Source organism: Cryobacterium sp. TMT4-10, assembly GCF_004403275.1.
Classification (GTDB): domain Bacteria; phylum Actinomycetota; class Actinomycetes; order Actinomycetales; family Microbacteriaceae; genus Cryobacterium; species Cryobacterium shii.
Genome location: NZ_SOGU01000035.1, coordinates 92,440 through 111,196 on the forward strand (window position 1 = coordinate 92,440; position 18,757 = coordinate 111,196).

The window sequence follows — 18,757 nt, forward strand, 5'->3', positions numbered from 1 at the left end:
CAGGTCGACGCCGCCACCGGCATCCGGCTTGACCGCCAGCACCTGGTGAAGCTGGATCCCACCGGTCTCGAAGGCGAGCCTCGACCCAGCCATGTACAGGCCCCACACCTTCGCCGTGTGCAGCCCCACCTCGGCGACCGCCTCATCCCAGTGCTCGACCAGATTGGTGCACCAGTCGCGTAGTGTCATCGCGTAATGGGTGCGCAGGTTCTCCTCGTGCATCACCTCCAGCCCGACATCCTGCGCGGCGCTGATGATCTGGCCCGAGCCGGTGAGCTCGCCATCCGGGAACACGTAGCGGTCGATGAACCCGCGAGGGGACGCTTCGGATCGGTTGTCCGGCCGGGTGATGCAGTGGTTGAGCAACAGGCCGCCGGGACGCATCCGTGACTGCAAAAAATCGAAGTACGACGGATAGTTGCGCACACCGATGTGCTCGAGCAGCCCGATCGACGACACGGCGTCGAAACCGGTCTCTTGAATGTCTCGGTAGTCGCCGAACCGGACCTCGGCCAGACCTGTCAGGCCCTCTGCGGCGATGGCCCGCTGCACCCAGGCGGTCTGCTGTTCCGACAGCGTCACGCCGGTGGCCTCGACGCCTCGGCGAGCGGCATAGCGCACCATGCCGCCCCAGCCGCACCCGACGTCGAGCAGCCGATCACCGGGCTTCAGCCGCAGCTTCTCGACAACCAGCCGGCACTTGTTCTCCTGCGCCTCCTCCAGCGATGCGTCCGGGCGCGGGTAGCACGCGCAGGTGTAGGTCATCGACGGCCCGAGCACCCACTCATAGAAGGTATTCGACACGTCGTAATGGTGGTGGATGGCCTCGGCATCCCGGGTCTTGCTGTGCCGCAGTCCCCCCGGCGACGCGGCGCCAGCGCGGCGGCCCTTCCTGGGCGGGCGGCGCGATCGGGCGCAGGTTCTCCAGACCGATGGAACGGATGATGGTGGCCATCACTCGCGGCGGCGGCAGCTTGAAGACGAGGTCGCCGGCGAGGGCCCTGAGGAGTTCGTAGGGGTCGCCGGGGTGCACCCCGTGGACCTCGAGGTCCCCGGCGATGTACGCGCGGGCCAGGCCCAGGTCTCCGCGGCCGGTTGCCAGATAGTAAGTACCCCGCGGCGTTCTCAGCTCCAGTCCGAGCGGGGCGTCGGGCGGGCCCGCCGAACTCCCGTCGTAGGCGGTGAATCGGAGTGGAAGCTGCCCGCCGGTGAGGATCTCCAGGATCTCGGAGAGGGTGAGTTTCCTCGTCTGGTTTCTCGGCACCGTGGACCAGAAGCCGACGTTGACGTAGGTCTCCTGTGGCCGGATCGGGTAGAGCGGCCAGCCGCTGTGGCCGCGTAACCGCAGAGGGCACAACCAGATCGGCTGGATCGGCACGGTGTCGAGAAACCAGCCGAGGAAGTCTGCACATCGCTCGATCGGCACCTCGACGTCCTGCACGACGCGTTCACGGGGCGGGCGGTCGTGGAGGCGCTCGATGCGATCACCGATGTGGAATCGTTGTTCGTAGCGCATCAGTTTTCGAGTAGAAACCGCTGCTCCGAAGCGTGCGCGGCCAGAGCGCTCGGATGCGTGGCCGCTGGGCGCCGAACGCCTCCGAACACCAGAACCAGTCCGTGTCCCACCGCCACAGATAGTCGTGGATCGTGAGCCGGTCGTGCCTGATGCCGAAATCGTGTTGGATGGAGAGGTAGTAGATCTGTTGGCCGGTGTAGTCGCTCACCGGCCCGGGCGCCGCGGTCTGCGTGCCCACACAGAGGCAGCTCTCTTCGGCGCTGAACACCACTCCGTCGAGGTAGTCCACGCGAGCTCCGTCCAGCACACCGGTTGCGATGATGGCATCCGTCGCCGCGACGAGGTCAGCGAGCGCGTGGAACCGCAGATGCCGGAGCTCGACGAACGGCGCCACCGGCTCCAGCTCGATTCGAAAGCGCACCGCGTAGCCGAGGGTGCCATAAGAGTTCGGGAAGGCGCGGAAAAGGTCTGCGTGCTCGTCGGGCGAGGCGGTGACCTCTTCACCCGCACCGGTGAGGATGTCCATTTCCAGCACGGACTCGTGCGGCAAGCCGTTGCGGAACGAGGTCGACTCGATACCGAGGCCGGTGACCGCGCCGCCGAGGGTGATCGTCTTCAGCTGCGGCACGACCAGCGGCGCCAGCCCGTGAATCAGAGTCGCAGTGACGAGACTCTCGTAGGTGCACATGCCGCTCACGTCGGCCGTGCGCGCATCCGGGTCCACCGCGATCACTTCCGTCAAACCCGAGGTATCGAGGCCCCTGGCGTTCGGCTTCGTGCGTGACCGGAACAGGTTCGAGGTGGGCTTGGCGAGTCGAACGGACGCCGTCGGCGGCACCGCTCGATAGCTCTCCAGAAGGCGCTCCACGCCGGCAGCGTGAGCGGTGCGTCGATCGCGGAAGGGGACACGCGTTCAAGCTAGTCCTCCGTCAGTGCGGCCGCGCCGGCCGATTGAACTTTGGAACCGAATCAGGTATCCGTCGGGATCGGTGACGAGGAACTGACGCACACCGGCTTCCTGGTCGGCCATGCGGTACCACTTGGTCTCGGGCTGCATGAACAGCGAGACGTCGGCTTCGCGCAATGCCGCCAGGATCGGCTCGACGTCGGGCACGGCCACCTGAAAGTTGACGCCCCGTCCGTAAGGGACCTGGAGCGGCCCCGTGATCCAGCTTCTCCCGACGTCGGCCTGTTCGAGCATCAGGTGGGCCATTCCCAGGGTGATGTACGCGAAGCTTTCGTCCGGGCGGTCGTACCTAATCTCGAAGCCACAGAGCGCACACCAGAATCCGATGCTGGCTTTAATGTTCCGCACAAAAAGTTCCGGCACCAGCCCTGGGTCTATCCCGGTAGTCATCCAGTTATGGTGTCATGCCGTCCTGATCGCACGCGTTTTCTGCGACCCGGAGCTCGTCCGTGTCTCTGGCCGAGACCCGCGCCCACGACTTCCAATCGACAAGGCCTTGACAAGGGAAATTCTCAGGTAGGCGAATAAACCGTTACCATTGCTAATGATACGTGTTACTCGACACGATCTGCTCTGCTCGCCAGAACCGTCGTGCAGAGCTGCACCATGCGGGAATCACATCTCTCGCGTCAACACCCTAAGGAGCCCCAGGTGGCATCGAAACCCGCTGCAGACATAATTAATAGTATTGGAGGGGCCGACAACATCGTCGGCTTCACCCACTGTGCCACCCGACTGCGTTTCACGCTGAAGGACGCATCGGGGATCGATCAAGCGGCCGTTGAGGCGATACCCCTGGTCTTGGGTGCGGTTCCGCAGACGGGCAACCGCTACCAGGTTGTCATCGGCGGAGCAGTCGAGACCGTTTACAACGACATTATGGCGCTTCCCGAGATGAAGAATCACGGCACGGGCGACAGCATTGCCGATGTGAAGGCCGCGGAGCGCGCGAAGGGCCCCCGCGGAAAATTCGCCGCGCTCGACACCTTCTTCGAGATCCTGTCCGACTCCTTCCGCCCGATCCTGGGCGCGCTGCTGGGCGCATCCCTGTTCATCACGTTCATGGCCTTGATGGCAACCCTCGGCGTCATTCCGGCCTGGAACGCCCCGGGCGTGACCCTCGACCCGTCCTGGCAGTTCATCAACCTGATGTGGCAGGGCGTTTTCGTCTTCCTGCCGCTCATGGTTGCCTACAACGCTTCCAAGCGGCTCGGCGCCGACCCCTGGGTCGGATTCGGAATCATGGCCGTCGTCATGTTGCCGGGCTTCGCCGCTCTGGGACAGACGGCAGGTGCAGAATCCGTCTTCGGCGGCCACGCATCCGTCGTTCAGATCTTCGGACTGCCGCTGACCGTCACAGACTACAGCTCGCAGGTTTTCCCGCCGCTGATGATGGCCGCTGTGCTCGGTCTACTGACGAAGGGTCTCAAGAAGATCATTCCGTCCAGCGTGCAGCTGATCTTCGTGCCGTTCCTCAGCATGCTGATCATGATCCCGCTGACCGCCTTCCTGATCGGCCCGATGGGCGTCTACGGCGGTGCCGGTCTCGGTAACTTCCTCAAGTCGATCAACGATTTCTCGCCGTTCATCTTCGCGGTTGTCATTCCGCTGGCCTACCCGTTCATGGTTCCGCTCGGCCTGCACTGGCCCCTGAACGCGATCATGCTTCTCAACATCCAGTCCCTCGGCTATGACTTCATCCAGGGCCCCATGGGTGCATGGAACTTCGCGTGCTTCGGCGCAACTGCCGGCGTGCTGTTCCTCGCCATCCGTGAAAAGGACCGCCTGATGAAGCAGACGGCAACGGGCGCGCTCGCGGCCGGCCTCCTCGGTGGCATCTCTGAACCGTCGCTCTACGGAATCCACCTGCGGTTCAAGCGCATCTACCCGCGCATGCTCGTCGGTTGCCTCGTCGGTGGCGTCATCATCGGCCTCGGCGGTGGCGTGAAGACAAGCGCATTCGTCTTCACCTCGCTGTTGACCATCCCCGCGTTCGACAACATCCCGCTCTATGCGGGTGCCGTCGCTGCATCCTTCATCACCGCGATGGTCCTCGTGATCATCTCCGGCTACAAGACTCCCGAGCAGAAGGCGGAAGCTTCCGCTGCGATCGCCCTGGCCGCTGAGTCGAATGAAGACGCGGCATTTGCCTCGAACGCTGCAGCACCGGTTGTTGCCGGTGGCACCGGCACGGCGACCGCAGTCGCCACCCTGCTGGCAACGATCGGTTCACCGGTCGCCGGTATCGTGGTTCCGCTCGCCGACGTTCCCGACCCCGTGTTCAGCAAGGGCATCGTCGGAATCGGAGTCGGAGTGGATCCGACCGAGGACACCGTCTATGCACCCGCTGCGGGCAAGGTCGTCGTCGCTCAGCCGACCGGTCACGCTTTCGGCCTGCTGCTCGACAGCGGTGTGGAACTGCTCATTCACGTGGGCATCGACACCGTGAACTTGGCCGGCAAGGGATTCGACGTGAAGGTAGCCGCGGGGGACCGGGTTGAGGCGGGCACTCCGCTGGTGACCTTCGACCGCAAGGTGATCGAGGATGCCGGCTACTCGCTGGTGACCCCGGTCCTGGTGACGAACCCCCGCAAGTTCGGCTCGATCGACGAGGTATCCTCTGGTCAGGTGACGGCCGGAGCCCCGCTCATCACGGTCGCTGCCAAGTAAGACAACTCAGTAGGACACCCCCAGTCAAAAGGTGGGCAGAGAATTCTCTGCCCACCTTTTGCTGTCTAGACCGGCGGTGGTTCCGCGACAGGCGCTTCAGACTCAAGCCCACGGATGAATGTGGCCGGCTCGGTCAGGAACGGCCGCCCGCGCCTGTGGATTTTCTCTCCGACTATCCTTTGTAGGGAGCGGCCGCCAGAATCTCGATCTGAATGCCGGCTCTGGCCGGGGTGTCGTAGGTGACGATGTCGCCGACCCGGCTTCCGATGATGGCCTGGCCGACCGGGGACGACGGGGAGTAGACATCGACTCCCACGTTAGGGTCGAGTGCAACGAGTTCCCGTTGGCCGAGAAGAAAGACCGTGGCGCGGGTGTCCCCGGAGATCATCGCCGTGATCCTCATCCCGGGTTCCACCAGGCCGTCATCCGGTTTGATCGAGGCTTCTGCCTGACTGAGGGTCTTGCGCAGTTCGCGCACCCGCTCGAGGGTGGCGCGGTCGGGATTGGGGTGGGTGGCCAGGCGCGCGAGTTCCTCCGTCAAGTGAGCGAGCGCGTTGGGTGGTATCCAGACTGATTCGGCGGTCATGGGTTGCTCCGTAACTTCGAACTTCGCGAACGGCCATTGCTCCGCGCAATGATGAATGCAACAGGCTACTCGCGTGAGGCGTGATCCAGGCGGAATCGGCCTGAGTGGGCGTGTTCGTTCACGCACGCCGTTGGGCCGCAGCACCCCTGTCGGGTCCGCCGAGCCGTGAGCAGATCTCCTTAAAGCTTAAGAGAAGGGGGCGAAAGTCACGGCTCGGCGGAGATTTGGCTCAGGTCGACCAGAGGCCGGGCACGACGACCACCAGGCGGCATCGCGGACAGCGATGACAGGACTCGAGCCCCTCGGCGGTGTCCACGCCGTCCTCCGTCATCTCGACGCCGCAGGCGGGACAGGCCAGCCCATCACCGTCGAACCCGATTTCTGTCATCCATCCAGTGTGCGCCACTCCGCTGTGCCGGACGCGCGGGCTTTTGCTCGCGGCGGTGTCACGGCGCACCTTATGGGCGCCGGCGCACGTTCTATGCTGCGCCGGCGTCCACAGGGTGCGCCGCGAACCTGGCTCCGCCGGGACGCTCGCCACCCGGTAGACCTCCCAGCCGGTCGCGTCGAGCTCGGACAGCTTCTCCGCGGTGATGGACTCACCGAAGGGCATCCCGGCCTCCGCGAACGACGGGCCAGGCCAGGGGCAGACGGCGCGCCATCCGTCATGGTAGATCGCCCGGTGGCCGAGCATCTCGAAGTACTGGGTGTGGTGCCGGGTGGGCGCCGACTGGTCGTTGAGCGTGTCGACGAAACTCACCCCCTGCAGGGGCGACTGGGTGACGCCCCTGCTGGTGGCCGGGGGCTTGACCTCGAGCAGGTCGAGCAGGGTGGGGACCATGTCCTCCGGGGTCTTCGGCGGGTCGACCTGGTGGTTGTCGTAGACCAGGTCTGGGTACCACTGACTGGTATCGCCGCCCAGGAAGCCGTAGAAACGTTCGAACCCCCGGGCAAGCGGCCACCGGGTGTACGGACCGGCGGCGGTCTCCTGGTTGCTCGGCGTCAGGTGCCATTTGCCATTTGCCATTTGCCCACCATGAAGGTGTTGTAGCCCTGCTCGAGCAGCATTTCGGAGAGGAATCCGTTCTCGAACGGGATGACCCCGTCGTAGCCGGGGTACCCCGAGGCGAGCTCGGTGATCGCGGCCATGCCGTTGCTGTGGTGGTTGCGCCCGGTGACGATGCACGAACGGCTCGGCGAGCACAGCGCCGTCGTGTGCATGTTGTTGTACCGCACCCCGGATGCCGCGAGGGCGTCGAAGTTCGGTGTGGCGATCGGGCCGCCGTAGCAGCCGAGCTGGCCATAGCCGGTGTCGTCCAGCACGATGGTCAGCACGTTCGGGGCATCTTTCTTCGCCCGGATGGGCGCCGGCCAGGCCGGACTCGACTCGTCGGCCGTTCGGCCGATCACGCCGGGGAACGGCGTTCCGGGCTCGTATTCCACAATTCCCATGACATCCTCCAGGTCGCTCGAGACCAGGCGCGGCGCCAAGACTGAGACATCTAGCAGGGTTGCACGCGGGGAAAAGGTGTCAAGTGGTTACGGCGCTTCTGGACCGGCGGCGGCCTCGTCCCCTTAGGCCGCTCGGATGAGCATCCTTGCCGGCGTCTTCGTCGCCCTCGCCGCCATCCTGCACGGCTACATCTTCCTGATGGAGAGCGTCTGGTGGACCAGACCGGCCACCTGGAAACGCTTCAACTTGACCAGCCAGGCGGATGCCGACACCACCCGTTCCCTGGCCTACAACCAGGGCTTCTACAATCTGTTCCTCGGCGTGGGTGCGGCCATCGGCCTGGTCCTGTACTTCAGCGGCGAGACTGCCGCCGGCGCAGCCCTGATCCTCTTCACGACCGGCGCGATGGTGCTCGCGGCCACCGTGCTCACCACGACCGGACCCGGCTACCTACGGGCGGCGCTCATCCAGGGCACGCTGCCGCTGATCGGATTCGTGCTGTTCGCGTTGGCGCGCTGAAACCGGCCCCGCGCTCCCCGGCGCGCGCCGAGTTCGCCCGTTCCGGTCGAGTTCGCCTCGCACGCCGGTCGAACTCGACCGCAAGTGTCGAACTCGGCGGGGCTCGCAAGCGAGCCGGGGTACTGAGCGAGCCTGTCAGCCGGCGAGCACCCCGTAGAGCAGCGGCGAGAAGCAGGCCACGAAGACCACCGCGTTGACGATCACGCTCCCCCAGAATGCGGAGCGGAAACTGGCCTTCTGGGTCTTGTGGCGCAGCGTCTGCTGAGCGACGATCGCGCCGGGCCAGCCGCCGGCCAGCCCCAGCAGGAGCAGAGTGCTCTCCGAGACCCGCCAGCGGCCGTTCTGTGCGGCGGACTTGTCCACCGCGTAGAAGACGAAGCAGGCGACGCTCACGACGAGGTAGAGCCCGGCGACCCAGAGCGGCACCGGCCGGTACAGGCCGACGACCAGGTAGATCGCCAGGAACGCGGGGATGGCGAGGTAGGAGACGGCTCCGGAGTTGGCGCGGGAGCGCATCCGTCGCCGCCTGGTCTGCATGGTTCGATTCACGGGTCAGTCGAGGAAGTCGCGCACGACGGTGTCGAGGGCTGCGACGGTGAGAGCGATGGAACCGATGTCGATGCGCTCGTCGTTGCCGTGGAACAGCTGGCGGAACGTGCCGTAGTCCCAGTGGCGACTCAGCAGCGCGAACCCGTAGGCGGGGATGCCGCGCCGGCGGTAGAAGCGGGCGTCGGAGCCGCCGACGCTGAGCACCGGGAGCAGGTCGGCGTCGGGATAGGCGCGGCGCACGGCCTTGCCGAGCGAGTGGAACAGCGGCGTGTCGACCGGGGACCGGGTGGCGGCGGCGAAGTCGTCCCCCTCGATTGTGACGTCGTCGGCCAGGTCGCCGAGGGCGTCCCGCAGGTAGGCGTCGACGTCGGCGGCCGCGATGTCGGGCAGCACCCGGATGTCGAGGGTGATCGTGGCGAGCGCCGGGATCACGTTGTCCTTGACGCCGGCCCGCACGATGTTGGGCGAGATGGTGGTGTGCGTCGACGCGTGGGCGAAGCCCGCCAGCACGCCGAGTTCGTTCAGGGCGTCATCGATCCGGGCGGGGTCGAGCAGCCGTTCGGCGAGCGGTGCGTCCAGGTGCAGGGCCGCGACGTAGTGCCGCCAGTCGGTGGTGATCTGCACCGGGGCGCGGTAACGGGCCAGCCGTTGCACGGCATCCGCTGCGATCACGGCGGCGTTTCGGGCGCCCCACGGGGCCGACCCGTGACCCGGTGTGCCGCGCACGACCAGGCGTCGCCCGGCGATGCCCTTCTCGCCGACCGCGGCGGAGATCAACGGCCGGGGGCCGACCATGGCGCCGCCGGACTCGGTCAGCACGTAGTCGGCGTCGATCAGGTCGAGCCGGTTCTCGGTGAGCCATTCCACCCCGAGCCGGCTGCCGTCCTCCTCGTCGGCGACGGCCGCGAAGATGAGGTCGCCGCGGGGGCGGAACGAACCCGTCGCGATGGCGCGGGTGACGACCGCGTAGCTGGCGGTCAGGTAGAGCATGTCGAGGGCGCCGCGCCCCCAGATTTCACCGTCGACGATCTCGGCCGTGAACGGGTCGCGGGTCCAGCCGCCGTCGCTGACCGGGACCACGTCGAGGTGGCCTACCAGGGCGAGCGAGGGCGCCGTGGGGTCGGTGCCGGGGATGCGGGCGATCAGGGACGCGCGTCCCGGGTGCGGTTCGACGACCTCGAGGTCGAGCCCGGACCCGGCGAAGAACCCTTCCAGCGTGCGCACGCTGCGGATCTCGCCGCCCGAATCGGGGCTGCCGTCGTTGACGCAGGCGTTGCGGATGAGGTCGCGCAGCAGGTTGATGGTCTGCCGGGTGAGGGCTTCCTGGTCGCTCATGCGCGGGTGCGGCCGCTGGGCACGGCATTCGGTTCGATGATGGGACCGGTCCTTTCGGAAGTGCCTGAACTCTACCCGGTGCCGTCGCCGGCGGATGACGCGTCGCATGCCGAGGCGCGGCATCCGGTGCGCCCGTTCCGGCACCGGTCCGCCCGCCGGGTGGGCGCCGAACCAATTCGACGGAGATTTTGCCGAAAAAGGGCGTTTTCAGGGGTGTTCGGGCCCGATTGGGGCAAAATCTCCGTCGAATTCGTTAGGGGCGGGGCTTGGGGTGCGGGGTGGCGTGCGCGGCGAGGGGGCTCAGGCGGCGAGCTGCTCGGCGACGCGGGCCGGGGCCAGCTGGGTCTGCAGGGCGGCCAGTAGCAGCGGCAGCTGCTCGGCGGGGGAATCCGGGGCCTCGGGGTGCCACTGCACGCCCGTGATCGGGGCGGAGGCGTGCTCGATGGCCTCGACCAGACCGTCCGGGGCCACGCCGGCCGGCGACAGGCCCTCGCCGAGCCGGCCCACGCACTGGTGGTGCGCGCTCTGCACCGAGATCCGGGTGGCGCGGAGGCTGCCCCGTAGTGTGCTGCCGGCGATCAGCCGAACCGGGTGCTCGCTCAGGATCCGGTCGATGGGCACTCCCACGTTGCGGTGGATGCCGTCCTCGATGTGCTGCACGATCGTGCCGCCGAGGGCCACGTTGATGATCTGCAGGCCCCGGCAAATGCCGAGTAGCGGGGTGCCGCGGTCCAGGGCCCGCCGCACGAGGGCGATCTGGCCGGCATCCGCCGTCTCGTAGTGGCGGGTTTCGCCCCCGTACCCGGTGTAGCCGCCGTAGAACCGGGGCGCGATGTCTTCACCGCCCATGATCAGGATGGCGTCGCAGGCATCCGTCGCCGTGAGCAGCTCGGGGGTGGTCAGGTCGGCCGCGGCCACCCGGGTGACCTGCCAGCCGCCGCGCTCCCCGGCGGTCACGGCGTTCCCGATCAGCACCTGCACCTTGGCGTGGTACTCGGGCAGGTCGGGCCGGTGACGGGTGACTTCGACGACGGCCAGCCGCGGCGCGGAGGCGGGAGCGGAGGCGGGGTAGGGCGGCGAGCTGAATGCTGAGGTCATGGTCGCCTTCCGCTGCCGGTTCCGGGGGTGGGGTGTCGCACCAGTCTGCAGGGAACCCGCCCGCGGGCCCCGCGGAGCCGTAACAGGGCGCAACAGACCGGGCGCAACGCAGCCCGCGCAACCGCGCACCGGCCGCGCACCCGCAGCGCGCCGCGCACGGTGGACTCGCCCCGCACACCGCTCTATGCTCGAAAAAGGAACCCCTGAGCATCGATACTGTGTGAGGAAGTGGGCCCATGCGGTCACGGTGGCTGATCCCGGTAGTCGTGGCAGCGGCCTGCGTCTGCGCCCCTCCCACGGTCGCGTGGGCCGAGGACCCGGTCACGTTCGGGGCCAGCCACATCGCCGACCCGGCGGGTGCCGTCACCGAACGCAGCGACGAGGTCACCGCGGCCCTGGACAAGCTGTATGCCGACACCGGAACCGACCTCTTCGTGGTCTACGTCGACAGTTTCACCGGCGTCTCAGACCGCACGCAGTGGGCCGACAAGACCGCCGACAACAACGGGCTGGGCACGAACGACGTGCTGCTGGCCGTCGCCACCGGCGACCGGGAGTACCAGCTGTCGGTCGCACCCGACTTCGCCCTGACGGATGCCCAGCTGACCGAGGTCGAGACCGTCGCCATCGAACCGGCCCTGCGCGAGAACGACTGGGCGGGAGCCGCCATCGGGGCCGCCGACGGCCTCGCCGCCAGCCTGCAGGGCCAACCGGTCACCGCGCCCGCGATCACGCCGGGTAGCGCCCCCGGCGGCAGCGGGGCCGGCGGGGGCGGCGGCTTCCTCGTCCTGGCGTTCGTGGTCATCGCCGTGATCGTGCTCCTGATCGTGGGCCTGGTGCTGTACTTCGTCCTCCGCGGCCGCCGCAAGGGCGCCCTGTCCGCCGGGGGCGCTCCGGCGACCGGGCTCCCGGCGCTGCCGACCCCCGAACTCAAACGGCGCGCCGCGAGCACCCTGGTGCAGACCGACGACGCGATCCGTTCCAGTGAGCAGGAACTCGGCTTCGCGATCGCCCAGTACGGCGCCGCCGCCACGGATGCCTTCCAGGCCACCCTGGTCACGGCGAAGGCCCAGCTCACCCAGGCCTTCGAACTGCAGCAGCAGCTCGACGACGCCATCCCCGACTCCGAGGAGCAGAAGCGGGCCTGGTACGGCGCGATCATCGACCTCTGCGGCCAGGCCAACGCCGCCCTGGACGCGCAGGCCGACAGCTTCGACGAGCTGCGCCAGCTGGAGAAGAACGCGCCGGAGATGGCGGCATCCGTCGCCCGGAAGGCCGCCGCCGTCTCCGACCGGGTGGCGTCCGCCGAGGCCGCCCTCGCTGCGCTCGGGGCCCGCTACTCCGAGGAAGTGCTGGGCACGGTCGCCGACAACGCCCGCGAGGCCCGGGAGCGGCTGGCGTTCACCTCGACCGCGCTGACCGAGGGCGGAACGCGGCTGGCCGGCGGCGACACGGCCGCCGCCGCCGTCGGCATCCGTGCCGCCGAGGAATCCGTCGACCAGGCGACGTTGCTGCTCGACGCGGTGGACCGGCTGGGTGCCGACCTGCAGGCGGCCGACCAGAGCGTCGCCGGCACGGTCGCCGAGCTGCAGTCCGACATCATCACGGCGCGCGGCCTGCCGACCGACACCCCCGCGTCGGCCGCGCTGCCCGGAGCGATCGAGCAGGCCGAGCAGGCGCTGGCCGAGGTCACAACCCGGCTCGGCGCCGGCCACGTCAATCCGCTGGAACTGATGCGCCTGCTCGACGCCGCCAACACCCAGATGGATGCCGCGCTGCAGGGCGTGCGGGACGCCGTCGCCCAGGCCCAGCGCGCCCAGGCCGCCCTGAACCAGAACCTGCTGGCGGCGCGCGGCCGGGTGTCGGCCGCGGAGGACTTCATCACCGCCCGCCGCGGGGCCGTCGGCGCGGAGGCCCGGACCCGGCTGGCCGAGGCGGGACGGCTCCTGGTCGAAGCCGAATCCACGGCGGCCACCGACCCTCCCGCAGCCCTCGCGGCCTCCCAGCGCGCCAACGCCCTCGCCGCGGACGCCATCGCCCGCGCCCGAAACGATGTGGACGGGTTCGCCGGTCAGGGCGCCCGCGGTGCCGGCTACGGAGGCGGAGGCGGCGACAACGGCACGATGGGCGCCATCCTCGGCGGCATCCTGATCAGCTCGATCCTGTCCGGCGGCGGAGGCGGCCGGAGCGGCGGCATGTTCGGCGGCGGGGGCGGGGGCGGTCGCCGAGGCGGGGGCGGCGGCTTCGGCATCCCCGGCGGTTTCGGCGGCGCGGGCGCCCGGTCACGCCGCGGCGGCGGGGGCAGGTTCTAGGCGCCGGGCACATCCGTTTCACACCACTTCCCGACACAATGGAAACATCCGTTCATCCGGACATTCGAAAGGACACCGCAATGACGAAACAGTCAATCTTCGGCCGCATCTCCCAGCTGGCCAAGGCGAACATCAACGCGCTTCTGGACTCCGCGGAGGACCCGAAGCGCATGCTCGACCAGATGGTGCGCGACTACACCAACAGCATCGCCGACGCGGAGAGCGCCATCGCAGAGACGATCGGCAATCTGCGCCTGCTCGAGGACGATTACCGCGAAGACGTCGAGGCGGCGAGCGAGTGGGGCAGCAAGGCCCTGGCAGCCAGCCGCAAAGCGGATGAACTGCGCTCGGCCGGCAACGCGGCCGACGCGGACCGCTTCGACAACCTCGCCAAGGTGGCCCTCGGACGCCAGATGCAGTCCGAGAAGGAAGCGAAGCAGGCCGAGCCGCAGATCGCCTCGCAGACCGCCGTCGTCGCCCAGCTCAAGGACGGCCTGAACAAGATGAAGGAGAAGCTGAACCAGCTCTCCTCCAAGCGCAACGAACTGATCGCCCGCTCGAAGACCGCCGAGGCGCAGACCAAGGTGATGGATGCCGTCAAGAGCATCGACATCATGGATCCCACCAGCGAGGTCAGCCGTTTCGAAGACAAGATCCGCCGCGAGGAAGCCCGCGTGCGCGGTGCCAACGAGCTGGCCGCATCGAGCCTGGACGCCCAGTTCGAAAGCCTCGAAGACCTCGGCGAGCTCTCCGAGGTCGACGCCCGGCTCGCCGCCATGAAGGCCGGCGGAACCAGCTCCATCACGCAGTAGCAACGCTCCGGGCCTCCGCTCGGGGCGCAACCGGGTGCCGACGGGAACATCCCGCCGGCGCCCGTCTCTGTGCCCGCAGAAATCTCCCGCGGAATCAGGGTCTTGGAGCATACTGAGGAGATGGCTCCCACCTTCGTTGTTGTGCCGCAGTGGCAGGGTTCGGTTTCTCCGCGCGCGATGCGCCTGAGTGACGGGGCGGAGGCGATCCGGGGCGACCTTCCCTCGTCGGCGACCCGGGAGGTTCCCGTGCCGGTCGAGGCCGGAGATTCGCAGGGCACCGGCATCGACCGCTTCTCCACCCTGGTCACGGTGCGGGAGCGCCTCGCGGCCACGCTCCGCGGCAGCACCGACGCGGTGCTGACGATCGGCGGCGACAACGGGATCTCCCTCGCCGCCGTCGAACACGCCGCGCGGGAGCATCCGGGTCACCTGGCCCTGGTCTGGCTCGACGCGCACCCGGCCCTGCACACCCCGGAGTCCTCGCCCTCCGGCGGGTTCGCCGGCATGGTGCTGCGGGCCATCACCGGCGAGGGGGCCGAGGGTCTGACCCTCGGCGCCGCCGACCGCATCCCGCTGGAGCGGGTCGTGATCGGCGGCGCCCGGGACATCGACCCGGCCGAAGCCGACCTGATTCAGGAACTCCGGATCGTGAGCCTCCCGATCGAGGACCTGGACACCCCCGATGCATTGGTCGCCGCCGTGCTCGCCACCGGGGCAACGGCGTTCTACCTGCACCTGGACCTGAACGTGCTGGACCCGTCCGTGCTGGGCGGCCTGGCCGACCTGTACCCGTTCGGGTTGAGCGTCGAGGCGCTGAACGCGGCGATCACCGCCCTGCGGGCGAACTTCGAGCTGGCCGGAGCCACCATCGCCGGCTTCTCGCCGTCGTCACCGGAAGCGGCCAGCGACGACCTCCCCAGCATCCTGCGCATCATCGGCGCCCTGACCCGCTGACGAAGTCGGCCCGGTCTCGACCGAGGCCCCATTAACCCGCTCTGACCCGGCCTTGCGCTCACCGACCCGGCGGCACACCCGTAGCATAGGACCGACGCGCCGAGCGTCACGACGCCAAAGGAGGCATCCGTGAACGAGCAGATTTCCGGTTCCGAGCAGTCCGGTTCCGAACCAAGGATCATCACGGAGCGGCGCGGACATGTGTTCCTGATCGGGTTCAACCGACCGGAGAAGCGCAACGCCGCCGACTTCGCCCTGCTGCAGCAGCTGGCCCTCGCCTACGGTGAGCTCGAACGCGACCCCGAGCTGCGGGTCGGCCTCGTTTACGCCGTCGGCGACCATTTCACGGCCGGTCTCGACCTGGCGGACGTCGGGCCGAGGATCGGGCCGGACGGCCTCGACATGGTGCCCGAAGGCGGCATCCACCCGTGGCAGGTCGACGGGCGGAGCGTGTCCAAACCGGTGGTGATGGCGGTGCAGGGCACCTGCCTCACCCTCGGCATCGAGCTCATGCTCACCAGCGACATCTCCGTCGCGGCCGAGTCGACCCGGTTCGGCCAGATCGAGGTGGCCCGCGGCATCCTGCCGTTCGGCGGCGCCACCATTCGCTTCCCGCGCTCCGCCGGCTGGGGCAATGCGATGCGCTGGCTCCTCACCGGCGACATGTTCGACGCCGCGGAGGCTCACCGGATCGGTCTCGTGCAGGAGGTCGTGCCGGACGGCACCCAGTTCGACCGTGCGCTGGAACTGGCCGAGCGGGTCGCCGCCCAGGCGCCGCTCGCCGTGCAGGCGACCCTCGCGAACGCCCGCACCGCCGTGCGCGACGGCGCCGCGGCCGCCGAGGCGGAGCTGCAGCCAGCCCTGGCCCGCCTGGCCGCGACCGAAGATTCCCTCATCGGCATGGAAGCCTTCGTGACCCGGAAGCCCGCGACCTTCGTCGGCCGCTGAGCCGCTCCCGAAGCACCGACCGACGCACTGACCGACGCACTGACCGAAGTACTGACCGCACCACTGACCGAGGAGAGACGGATGCCCGCCGCCAGCAGCAGCACCTATGACGTGATCGTGATCGGCGCCGGCGCCGTGGGTGAGAACGTCGCCGACCGCACCAGCTCGTCCGGGTTGCGCACCGTCATCGTCGAGGCCGAACTGGTCGGCGGCGAGTGCTCCTACTGGGCCTGCATGCCGTCGAAGGCCCTGCTGCGCAGCGGCGCCGCCCTGGCCGCAGCCCGGCGTGTGGGCGGGGCCGTCGAGGCTGTGACCGGCGACGTGGATGTCGCGGCGGTGCTGCGCCGCCGCGACGCCATCACGCACGACTGGTCGGACGAGAGCCAGGTTCGCTGGCTGGAGAAGGCCGGGATCGCCCTGGTGCGCGGCCACGCCCGCCTCAGCGGCGTGCGCGAGGTGACCGTGACCTCCGCCGACGGCCGGGCGACCGTGCTGACCGCCACGCACGCGGTGGTCATCAGCACGGGATCCGCGGCCCTGCTGCCGGACATCCCCGGCCTGGCCTCCGTCTCGCCGTGGACCAGCCGCGAGGCGACCAGCGCCCGGGGCATCCCGGACAGCCTGGCCATCATCGGCGGCGGCGTGGTCGCCGCCGAGATGGCCACCGCGTACGCCTCCCTCGGCGCGGAGGTCACCATGATCGTGCGCGGAGGCCTGCTGAGCACACAGGAGCCCTTCGCCGGCGAACTCGTCACGGCGGCGCTGCGGGCCGGCGACGTCACCGTGCTCACCGGCGTCTCGACCACCGGGGCCGCCCGCAACGGTGACGGCGACGTGACCCTTACCCTCTCCAACGGCACCCGGGTCACCGCGACCGAGGTGCTCGTGGCCACCGGCCGGTTGCCCCGCACCCGGGACGTCGGGCTGGAGACGGTCGGCCTCGTCCCGGGCGACTGGCTCGAGGTCGACGACACCCTGCTCGTGCAGGGCTCCTCCCCCGAGCTGGCCGGGGCCTGGCTCTACGCCACCGGCGACGTCAACCACCGGGCCCTGCTCACCCACCAGGGCAAGTACCAGGCGCGGGCGGCCGGCGATGTGATCGCGGCCCGGGCCGCCGGCACGCCCGTCGACGACCAACCGTGGGGCACCCACGCCGCCACCGCCGACCATGCGGCCGTGCCGCAGGTCACCTTCACCGACCCCGAAGTCGCGTCTGTCGGGCTGACCCGGGACGCTGCCGAGAGGGCAGGGTTCCACATCCGGGTGCTGGACTACAACCTCGGCTGGGTGGCCGGGGCATCCGTGCACGCCGACGACTACACCGGGTCGGCGCGTGCCATCGTGGACCTGGACCGCGAGGTTCTGCTCGGCGTCACCTTCGTCGGGCCGGATGTCGCGGAGTTGCTGCACGCGGCGACCATCGCCGTGGTCGGCGAAGTGCCGATCCGCCGGCTGTGGCACGCCGTTCCGAGCTACCCGACCCTGAGCGAGGTCTGGCTGCGCCTGCTCGAGGAGTACGGGCGCCCCTGATCGGCGGGCCGGGCCGCCGGCCGCCGTCCCCCGTCCCCTCGGCCCCCTCGCCCTCGTGCCCCGAAGGCTCCCGCCCGTCGCGGCGCACGTTGTGGACGCGGGCGCGGGCTAGAACCACCGCCGCCACGCTCAACCTGCGCCGCGGAGTCACAGTCGAGCGTCACCGTCGAGGATCATCGGATACTCAGCCTTCTGCCGCGGGGGCCGCCTACGCTGGTGGGGTGCGCCGCATCCTGTTCGACTCCCCCATCAGCCGGGCCGGCTACCTCTACGCCACCACGGTGGGCCTGGTCTGGGGTTCGATCTGGAGCACCGGCACGGTCGAGCGCCGAGGCGGCCTCGTCGTCTTCCGTGGGATGCCCGCCTGGACCTTCGGCCGCGGCGGATCCTGCGTCGGCGCCTGCTACCTGACCAACCAGAACGTGTCGACGGCGATCCTCGAGCACGAGGCCGTGCACAAACGCCAGTGGCAGCGCTTCGGCATGGTCTTTCCGCTGCTCTACCTGGTGGCCGGCCGCAATCCGCTGCGCAACCGCTTCGAGATCGAAGCCGGCCTCGAGAAGGGCGGCTATGCCAGGTAACACCGAATCACTCGACCCAGGGGGACCAGAATGACCGCACGAACAATCCTGATCACCGGCGCCAGCGACGGGATCGGCACCGCCGCCGCCCGCGCCCTCGGCCGGGACGGCGACCGCGTCGTGATCGTGGGCCGCTCCCCCGCCAAGACCGCCGCCGTGGCCGCGGAGCTCGGCGCGGACTTCTTCGTCGCCGACTTCGCCCGCCTGGACGAGGTGCGCACCCTCGCGGCGCAGCTGCTGGAACGCTACCCCCGGATCGACGTGCTCGCCAACAACGCCGGCGGCATCATGGGCAATCGCGAAACGACCGTCGATGGCTACGAGTTGACCTTCCAGGTCAACCACCTGGCCCCCTTCCTGCTGACCACGCTGCTAATGGAGCGGCTCGTCGCCAGCCAGGCCCGGGTGATCAACACGTCCAGCGCCGCCAACCTGCTCTTCGGAAAGATCGACCTCGACGATCTGCAGGCCGAGACGAAGTACTCCGCCAACAAGGCGTACGGCGACGGCAAGCTCGCGAACATCCTCTTCACCAGAGAGCTCCACCACCGCTTCCACGACCAGGGAATCAGCACGGCCGCCTTCCACCCCGGCGTGGTCGCGACGAGCTTCTCCACCGGGTCGACCACCCTGATGCGGCTGATCTACCGCACCCCGCTCAAGCGACTGCTGCTCGGGGCGGAACAGGGCGCCGACACCCTGGTCTGGCTGGCGACCGCGAAGCCCGGGACCGACTGGGTGTCAGGCGAGTACTACGAGAAGCGCGTCATCCAGAAGGCCAACAAGCAGGCCTACGACCCTGCCCTGGCCGCGGCGCTCTGGGAGCAGAGCGCCGCCCTGGTCACCGGGCACGCCGCGCCCCTGCCCGGCTAGATCCACGCGCGATTCACACCGGATTCGTGTTGGTCACCCGGCGCGGTGGCGCGC

General features: G+C 68.9%; 18 protein-coding genes and 1 pseudogene. 9 read left to right on the forward strand and 10 right to left on the reverse strand.

All coding sequences use genetic code 11. From position 1 onward, the window contains the following. Window positions 1-99: 99 nt before the first annotated feature. The 4 genes and pseudogenes from E3T42_RS17580 to E3T42_RS05380 form a co-directional block, all read right to left on the reverse strand. Window positions 100-804, reverse strand: a pseudogene (locus E3T42_RS17580) (class I SAM-dependent methyltransferase); the annotation flags it as partial. Further along, window positions 785-1,516 (reverse strand): hypothetical protein, encoded by a 732-nt coding sequence (locus tag E3T42_RS17240; RefSeq protein ID WP_241975853.1) that lies wholly within the window; start codon window positions 1,514-1,516, stop codon window positions 785-787. The gene E3T42_RS17240 and the pseudogene E3T42_RS17580, both read right to left, overlap by 20 nt. Continuing rightward, window positions 1,485-2,384 carry an FAD-binding oxidoreductase gene (locus E3T42_RS16675; RefSeq protein ID WP_166805306.1) on the reverse strand — a complete coding sequence of 300 codons (900 nt, stop codon included), beginning with the start codon at window positions 2,382-2,384 and terminating at the stop codon, window positions 1,485-1,487. The genes E3T42_RS17240 and E3T42_RS16675 overlap by 32 nt, the downstream gene beginning before the upstream one ends. 45 nt (window positions 2,385-2,429) lie before the next feature. Continuing rightward, window positions 2,430-2,873: a VOC family protein gene (locus E3T42_RS05380; RefSeq protein ID WP_134402608.1), complete on the reverse strand. Its 444-nt coding sequence runs from the start codon at window positions 2,871-2,873 to the stop codon at window positions 2,430-2,432. A gap of 261 nt (window positions 2,874-3,134) precedes the next feature. On the opposite strand from E3T42_RS05380, the gene E3T42_RS05385 reads away from it, so the two are divergent. Beyond that, on the forward strand, window positions 3,135-5,153 hold the full coding sequence (locus E3T42_RS05385; protein WP_198416058.1) for a glucose PTS transporter subunit IIA: 2,019 nt from the start codon (window positions 3,135-3,137) through the stop codon (window positions 5,151-5,153). A 172-nt stretch (window positions 5,154-5,325) separates the two neighbouring features. Here E3T42_RS05385 and E3T42_RS05390 read toward each other — a convergent pair whose 3' ends face one another. The 3 genes from E3T42_RS05390 to E3T42_RS17010 form a co-directional block, all read right to left on the reverse strand. Beyond that, entirely contained in the window at window positions 5,326-5,739 is a 414-nt protein-coding gene (locus E3T42_RS05390; RefSeq protein WP_134368148.1) for a GreA/GreB family elongation factor, read from the reverse strand. A gap of 229 nt (window positions 5,740-5,968) precedes the next feature. Then, the gene (locus E3T42_RS05395; RefSeq protein WP_198418093.1) at window positions 5,969-6,766 is read right to left on the reverse strand and encodes a sulfatase-like hydrolase/transferase; all 798 of its coding nucleotides are present in this window, start codon (window positions 6,764-6,766) and stop codon (window positions 5,969-5,971) included. Beyond that, on the reverse strand, window positions 6,742-7,191 hold the full coding sequence (locus E3T42_RS17010; protein ID WP_198418094.1) for a sulfatase-like hydrolase/transferase: 450 nt from the start codon (window positions 7,189-7,191) through the stop codon (window positions 6,742-6,744). The genes E3T42_RS05395 and E3T42_RS17010 overlap by 25 nt, the downstream gene beginning before the upstream one ends. Before the next feature lie 136 nt (window positions 7,192-7,327). Between E3T42_RS17010 and E3T42_RS05400 the strand changes: the two genes are divergently transcribed. Continuing rightward, entirely contained in the window at window positions 7,328-7,711 is a 384-nt protein-coding gene (locus E3T42_RS05400; RefSeq protein WP_134368150.1) for a DUF1304 domain-containing protein, read from the forward strand. Between the two features lie 135 nt (window positions 7,712-7,846). Here the strand turns inward: E3T42_RS05400 and E3T42_RS05405 are convergent, their stop codons facing one another. From E3T42_RS05405 to E3T42_RS05415, 3 genes are all read right to left on the reverse strand, one after another. Then, on the reverse strand, window positions 7,847-8,248 hold the full coding sequence (locus E3T42_RS05405; protein WP_134402609.1) for a DUF1294 domain-containing protein: 402 nt from the start codon (window positions 8,246-8,248) through the stop codon (window positions 7,847-7,849). Window positions 8,249-8,263: 15 nt separating this feature from the next. Next, a complete protein-coding gene (locus E3T42_RS05410) occupies window positions 8,264-9,595 on the reverse strand; it encodes a M20/M25/M40 family metallo-hydrolase (RefSeq protein ID WP_134402610.1) in 1,332 nt (443 codons plus the stop codon). Window positions 9,596-9,895: 300 nt separating this feature from the next. Continuing rightward, window positions 9,896-10,693: a gamma-glutamyl-gamma-aminobutyrate hydrolase family protein gene (locus tag E3T42_RS05415; RefSeq protein ID WP_134402611.1), complete on the reverse strand. Its 798-nt coding sequence runs from the start codon at window positions 10,691-10,693 to the stop codon at window positions 9,896-9,898. A gap of 236 nt (window positions 10,694-10,929) precedes the next feature. Between E3T42_RS05415 and E3T42_RS17480 the strand changes: the two genes are divergently transcribed. The 7 genes from E3T42_RS17480 (at window position 10,930) to E3T42_RS05450 (ending at window position 18,703) form a co-directional block, all read left to right on the forward strand. Beyond that, the gene (locus E3T42_RS17480) at window positions 10,930-13,005 is read left to right on the forward strand and encodes a TPM domain-containing protein (RefSeq protein ID WP_134402612.1); all 2,076 of its coding nucleotides are present in this window, start codon (window positions 10,930-10,932) and stop codon (window positions 13,003-13,005) included. 80 nt (window positions 13,006-13,085) lie between these two features. Continuing rightward, window positions 13,086-13,817, forward strand: coding sequence for a PspA/IM30 family protein (locus E3T42_RS05425; RefSeq protein WP_134368155.1), 732 nt, complete (start codon window positions 13,086-13,088; stop codon window positions 13,815-13,817). A 120-nt stretch (window positions 13,818-13,937) separates the two neighbouring features. Further along, entirely contained in the window at window positions 13,938-14,771 is an 834-nt protein-coding gene (locus E3T42_RS05430; RefSeq protein WP_134402613.1) for an arginase family protein, read from the forward strand. 129 nt (window positions 14,772-14,900) lie between these two features. Further along, entirely contained in the window at window positions 14,901-15,719 is an 819-nt protein-coding gene (locus E3T42_RS05435) for a crotonase/enoyl-CoA hydratase family protein (RefSeq protein WP_241975854.1), read from the forward strand. A gap of 81 nt (window positions 15,720-15,800) precedes the next feature. Then, the gene (locus tag E3T42_RS05440; protein WP_134368157.1) at window positions 15,801-17,249 is read left to right on the forward strand and encodes an NAD(P)/FAD-dependent oxidoreductase; all 1,449 of its coding nucleotides are present in this window, start codon (window positions 15,801-15,803) and stop codon (window positions 17,247-17,249) included. A gap of 221 nt (window positions 17,250-17,470) precedes the next feature. Continuing rightward, window positions 17,471-17,830: a Fe-S oxidoreductase gene (locus E3T42_RS05445; RefSeq protein ID WP_134402614.1), complete on the forward strand. Its 360-nt coding sequence runs from the start codon at window positions 17,471-17,473 to the stop codon at window positions 17,828-17,830. 30 nt (window positions 17,831-17,860) lie between these two features. Further along, complete coding sequence (locus tag E3T42_RS05450) at window positions 17,861-18,703, forward strand: SDR family NAD(P)-dependent oxidoreductase (protein ID WP_134368159.1); 843 nt, start codon at window positions 17,861-17,863, stop codon at window positions 18,701-18,703. Window positions 18,704-18,757: the final 54 nt, after the last annotated feature.